We start from the raw sequence: 4,841 nt of genomic DNA, 5'->3' as shown, positions 1-4,841 counted from the left end.
GGTCTCGAGCCGCTACGGCGCGAAGGTCATCGCCGATGGCGGGCGCAACTATGGGTATATCAACCTCCGGACGTTCATCTCGACCGCCGACCCCGCGCTGCGCGCCGCCTTTGCCAGCTTCCGCGCACAGAACGTCACCGATATCGTCATCGACCTGCGCTATAATGGCGGCGGGCTGATCTCGATCGCAGAGCTGATGACCGACCTGCTCGGCCGCAACCGCGCGACCTCCGAAGTGTCGAGCTACACGACCTTCCGCACCGAAAAATCCGCCAACAACACGACGCGCTTCTTCGCGCCGCAGCCCGAATCGATCGCGCCGACGCGCGTCGCGTTCATCGGCACGGGCGGGACCGCCTCGGCGAGCGAACTCGTGATCAACGCGATGATCCCCTATCTGCACAGCGCTGCCGGGCTGATCGGCACCAACACCTATGGCAAGCCCGTCGGCCAGATCGGGCTCGACCGCGCCGCCTGCGACGACCGTCTGCGCGTGGTCGCGCTGTCGACGCAGAACGCCGCACGCCAGGGCGCCTATTATGACGGGCTTGCCGGCACCGTCGAGGCGAGCTGCCGGGCCGAGGACGACATCCGCTATCCGCTCGGCGACCCGCGCGAAGCCTCGACGCGCCAGGCGATCGACTTCCTCGCCGGCCGCAGCTGCCTGCCGGTCACCGCGACCGCGGCCACCGCGTCCGCCCGCACCAGCACGCCCGCGCCGACGACCGACCTCCCCACGCGCGCGCTGCTGATCCCCGACCACCCCACCACCCCGCAACGCGAAGTCCCCGGCCTCTATTGATCCGCCCGGCGCGACGGGGCCGGGTCACCCCACCCACCCCGTCAATCCCGCTCACCCCGTCCTCCGCGCTCACCCACCCACCCCGTCACCCTGACGAAAGTCAGGGCCCAGAGCCAAACACGCCGAACGTCGTAACCCTGGGTCCTGACGCTCGTCAGGATGACGGCAGGTGGGGAGCATCCCCCGCCAGCATCCCGCGCACCCCAGCCGCGACCGCGAGCCCATCCTCCCCCCGTTCGCGCATGGCCGCGAGCGAGGGCGCGCCGGTGCGCTTGGCGAGCCGCGCGCCATCCGCCCCCAGCATCAGCGGATGATGATGATAACGCGGCGTCGGCAACCCCAGCAGCGCCTGCAACAGCCGGTGCACGTCGGTCGCCGCGAACAGGTCGTCGCCGCGCACCACGTCGGTGACGCCCTGCGCCGCATCGTCGAGCGTCACCGCGATATGATAGCTGGCGGGCGCATCCTTGCGCGCGAGCACCACGTCACCCTGCGCCGCCGGATCGGCCCGCACCCTCCCCGCCCGCGCATCCACCCATTCGAGCGGTCCCGTCACGCTGAGCGCCGCTACCATGTCGAGCCGCCAGCAATGCGCCTCCCCCATCCGCGCCGCGACCTCCGCGGGCGCCAGCCGCCGGCACGTCCCCGGATAGACCGCGGCGTCTCCGGCATGCGGCGCCGACAGGCTCGCCGCGATCTCCGCGCGCGTGCAGAAACACGGATAGAGCAGCCCGCGCGCGTTCAATCCGTCGAGCGCCGCCTGATAGGATGCGAGCCGCGCCGACTGGTACGACAGATCGTCCCAGTCCAGCCCCAGCCAGCGCAGATCCTCCACGATTCCCGCGACATGCTCGGGCCGGCTGCGGCCCATGTCGATATCCTCGATCCGCAGCAGGAACCGCCCGCCGCGCGCGCGTGCGAAATCATGCGCGCGGATCGCCGACAGCGCATGGCCAAGGTGCAGCCGCCCGGTCGGACTGGGCGCGAACCGCGTCGTGACGAATTCCGCGCTGTTCACTGGACTTGACCCCATGTCCCGCGCCGTGCTGTCATGACCCTGTCATGCCGGTGCGCGAAAGCGCGTCCGGGACTTTTGTGGGAGGAGCCGTGTTTCACCCCGACCTGATACGCCACCCGGATGGATGTCCGGCGCTCGTGCTCAACGCCGATTATACGCCGCTCTCCTATTATCCGCTCAGCGTCTGGCCCTGGCAGACCGCCGTGAAGGCCGTCTTCCTCGATCGCGTCGATATCGTCGCCAATTACGAACGCGAGGTGCGCAGCGCCAGCTTCGCGCTGAAGCTCCCCTCGGTGATCGCGCTCAAGCAATTTGTCAAACCGTCGCAATTTCCCGCCTTCACCCGTTTCAACCTGTTCCTGCGCGACAAGTTCACCTGCCAATATTGCGGCAAGCTGCGCGATCTCACCTTCGACCATGTCATTCCCCGCGCGCAAGGCGGGCGGACCACCTGGGAAAATGTCGTCACCGCCTGTGCGCCGTGCAACCTCAAAAAGGGCGGGCGCACCCCGCGCCAGGCCGCGATGCCGCTCCATCTCGAGCCGATCCGCCCGACCAACTGGCATCTGCACGAACATGGCCGCAGCTTCCCGCCGAATTATTTGCACGAAACCTGGCATGATTGGCTCTACTGGGACATTGAACTCGAAGCGTGACCGTCCGGCCGCGCAGCATTGTGCGGGAGACGGGTCGATGCGGGTGATGATGGGTGTGATCGCGGCGGGACTGATCGTCGCGGGGTGCGGCGACAATGACGCGCAGCGCGCAGAGGCGGATGCCGGCGCGGTCGGCTTCGTCCCCCCCTCGGTCACCTCGCGGCTCGATTTTGGCGCGAGCATGGAACGCCGCTTCCGCACGCTCGACCGCAACGCCGATGATCGCATCACCAAGGACGAGCTGCCCTCCCCCAATGCACGGATCAAGGCGTTCGACCGCAACAAGGACGGCGTGATCACCGAAGTCGAGTGGAGCGAAGGCACGCTGCGATGGTTCGACCGGATGGACCTGAACCACGACGGCACCGTCACCTCCGAAGAGCGCGCCGAAGCCCGCAAGCGCGAGGGGCGGTGATCGCCTGTAACTTTATGTCCTGATCGCACAGCTTCAGACGTGGATTTCATCGCCGATTGCGGGTTCGGCGGTTGACCTGATCCCTGTCGCAGCGCAGCAAGGCGCATGGCCAGTCTTCCCGCAATCGCGAACAATTCCGACATCCGTTTCCTCGGCACGCTGCTCGGCGACGTCATCCGCAGCTATGGCGGGCCGCGTCTGTTCGAGGCGACCGAGACGATCCGCAAGGCCTCGGTCGAGCGTCACCGCGGCCTCGCCGAGGGCCGGACCGACGATCATGCCGCGGTCGATCTCAGCCTCGAAAAGCTCAGCCTCGACGAGACGCTCGATTTCGTCCGCGGCTTCATGCTGTTCTCGATGCTCGCCAATCTGGCCGAGGACCGGCAGGGGATCGCGGCCGAACACGGCGCCGACCTCGCCTCCGCGATCGCGCAGCTCGAAGCCGAGGGGATCGACCGGACGCAGGTCCGCGCGCTGCTCGACCATGCGCTGATCGTCCCCGTGCTCACCGCGCACCCGACCGAGGTGCGGCGCAAGAGCATGATCGACCACCGCAACCGCATCGCCGAGCTGCTCGCGCTGCGCGATGCGGGTCGCGACACCACCCCCGATGGCGACCGGGTCGACGACGCGATCCTGCGCCAGATCGCATTGCTGTGGCAGACGCGCGTGCTGCGCCGCGACCGGCTCTACGTCACCGACGAGGTCGATACCGCGCTCAGCTATCTGCGTGACGTCTTCCTCCCCGCCTTGCCCGCGCTCTATCAGCGCTGGGACCGCGCGCTCGGCGAACGCACGCCGAGCTTCCTCAAGCCCGGCAGCTGGATCGGTGGCGACCGCGACGGCAACCCCTATGTCACCGCCGATTCGCTCAAGACCGCGCTCGCCCGCGCGAGCGAGGCGGTGCTCGGCTATTATTGCCAGGCGGTCCACGCGCTCGGCGCCGAACTCTCGATCTCGACCGAGCACGCCGTCGCCGACCCCGCGGTCGAGGCGCTGGCTGCGGCAAGCGGCGACGACGCCACCAGCCGCGCCGACGAACCCTATCGCCGCGCCTTGTCGGGGATCTATGCACGCCTCGCCGCGACGCAGCAGAAACTGACCGGCAAGACCGCGCCGCGCCCCGGCCGCCTCACCGGCGCGCCCTATGCCAGCCCCGCCGATCTGCGCGCCGATCTCGTCACGCTCGCGCACGGGCTCGGCACCGCGCTCAAGACCGGCGGCGCGCTTGGCCGGCTGATCCGCGCGGTCGAGACGTTCGGCTTCCACCTCGCCACGCTCGACCTGCGCCAGAACAGCGCGGTCCACGAACGCGTCGTCGCCGAACTGCTCAAGGTGTCGGGCGTCGAGGCGGACTATCTCGCGCTCGACGAGGACGCGCGCGTCGCGCTGCTCCGCCGCGAACTTGCCAATGCGCGCCCGCTCACCACCCGCTTTGCCGCCTATAGCGACGAGACCGCGGGCGAGCTCGCGATTCTCCAGGCCGCCGCCGACGCGCATGCCGCCTACGGCCCCGCCTGCATCACCAACTACATCGTCTCGATGGCGCAGTCGGTCAGCGACCTGCTCGAGGTGAATCTGCTGCTGAAGGAGGTCGGGCTCTACCGCCCCGGCGACACGCCCAGCGCCGCGATCATGGCGGTGCCGCTGTTCGAGACGATCGGCGATCTCGAGGCCGCGCCCGCGGTCATGACCGCCTGGTTCGCGTTGCCCGAGATCGCGACGATCGCCAAGGCGCGCGGTCATCAGGAGGTGATGATCGGCTATTCGGACAGCAACAAGGATGGCGGCTACCTCACCTCCACCTGGCAATTGTCGAAGGCGTCGACCGCGCTCAGGCCCGTGTTCGAGCAGGCGGGCGTCGGCATGCAGCTGTTCCACGGCCGCGGCGGCGCGGTCGGGCGCGGCGGCGGCTCGGCCTTTGCGGCGATCCGCGCACAGCCCGGCGGC

The 4,841-nt window shown here is 68.9% G+C and carries 5 protein-coding genes; 4 read left to right on the top strand and 1 reads right to left on the bottom strand.

Features of this window, described 5'->3' with window-relative positions:
- Positions 1-802 (top strand): S41 family peptidase (locus sphsw_RS09745; RefSeq protein WP_031440450.1); only part of this gene is annotated, 802 nt, incomplete at its 5' end.
- Between the two features lie 154 nt (positions 803-956).
- On the opposite strand, the gene gluQRS is transcribed toward sphsw_RS09745, so the two are convergent.
- Positions 957-1,835, bottom strand: coding sequence for a tRNA glutamyl-Q(34) synthetase GluQRS (gene gluQRS / locus sphsw_RS09740; RefSeq protein ID WP_031440449.1), 879 nt, complete (start codon positions 1,833-1,835; stop codon positions 957-959).
- Between the two features lie 74 nt (positions 1,836-1,909).
- Here gluQRS and sphsw_RS09735 point away from each other — a divergent pair, with 74 nt between their 5' ends.
- From sphsw_RS09735 to sphsw_RS09725, 3 genes are all read left to right on the top strand, one after another.
- Positions 1,910-2,476 (top strand): HNH endonuclease, encoded by a 567-nt coding sequence (locus sphsw_RS09735; RefSeq protein ID WP_031440448.1) that lies wholly within the window; start codon positions 1,910-1,912, stop codon positions 2,474-2,476.
- Positions 2,439-2,891 (top strand): EF-hand domain-containing protein, encoded by a 453-nt coding sequence (locus sphsw_RS09730; protein WP_235188352.1) that lies wholly within the window; start codon positions 2,439-2,441, stop codon positions 2,889-2,891. Before sphsw_RS09735 ends, sphsw_RS09730 begins: the two co-directional genes overlap by 38 nt.
- Before the next feature lie 105 nt (positions 2,892-2,996).
- The coding region (locus sphsw_RS09725) for a phosphoenolpyruvate carboxylase (protein WP_031440446.1) at positions 2,997-4,841 on the top strand (1,845 nt) is incomplete at its 3' end.

It is taken from the genome of Sphingomonas sp. FUKUSWIS1, assembly GCF_000733135.1.
GTDB lineage: Bacteria > Pseudomonadota > Alphaproteobacteria > Sphingomonadales > Sphingomonadaceae > Sphingomonas > Sphingomonas aerolata.
The sequence above is the reverse complement of the archived record's forward strand: the minus strand, read 5'-3'. Positions and strand labels throughout refer to the sequence as shown.

Bases quoted from the DNA above. Each gene is read 5' to 3' on its own strand.
- gluQRS (WP_031440449.1), bottom strand. From the start codon at position 1,835: ATGGGGTCAAGTCCAGTGAACAGCGCGGAATTCGTCACGACGCGGTTC.
- sphsw_RS09730 (WP_235188352.1), top strand. From the start codon at position 2,439: ATGATTGGCTCTACTGGGACATTGAACTCGAAGCGTGACCGTCCGGCC.